Source organism: Neisseria sp. P0018.S001 (genome assembly GCF_051957355.1).
In the GTDB taxonomy this organism is placed as follows: domain Bacteria; phylum Pseudomonadota; class Gammaproteobacteria; order Burkholderiales; family Neisseriaceae; genus Neisseria; species Neisseria subflava_A.
Genome location: NZ_JBQCWN010000096.1, coordinates 1 through 284, shown reverse-complemented (window position 1 = coordinate 284; position 284 = coordinate 1). Strand labels below are relative to the sequence as shown.

Below are 284 nucleotides of genomic sequence, written 5' to 3'. Positions count from 1 at the left end.
AAATTCCCACCAAGACATTTAGGGGATTTTCCATGAGCACCTTCTTTCAGCAAACCGCCCAAGCCATGATTGCCAAACACATCGACCGTTTCCCACTATTGAAGTTGGATCAGGTGATTGATTGGCAACCGATCGAACAATACCTGAATCGTCAAAAAACCCGTTACCTCCGAGACCACCGCGGCCGTCCCGCCTATCCCCTGTTGTCCATGTTCAAAGCCGTCCTGCTCGGACAATGGCACAGCCTCTCCGATCCCGAACTCGAACACAGCCTCATCACCCGC

At 52.5% G+C, this 284-nt stretch carries 1 protein-coding gene; it reads left to right on the top strand.

Going from position 1 to position 284, the window contains the following annotated elements; genetic code table 11:
- Positions 1-32 precede the first annotated feature (32 nt).
- Positions 33-284 (top strand): IS5/IS1182 family transposase (locus ACTHTJ_RS11005; protein ID WP_061386608.1); only part of this gene is annotated, 252 nt, incomplete at its 3' end.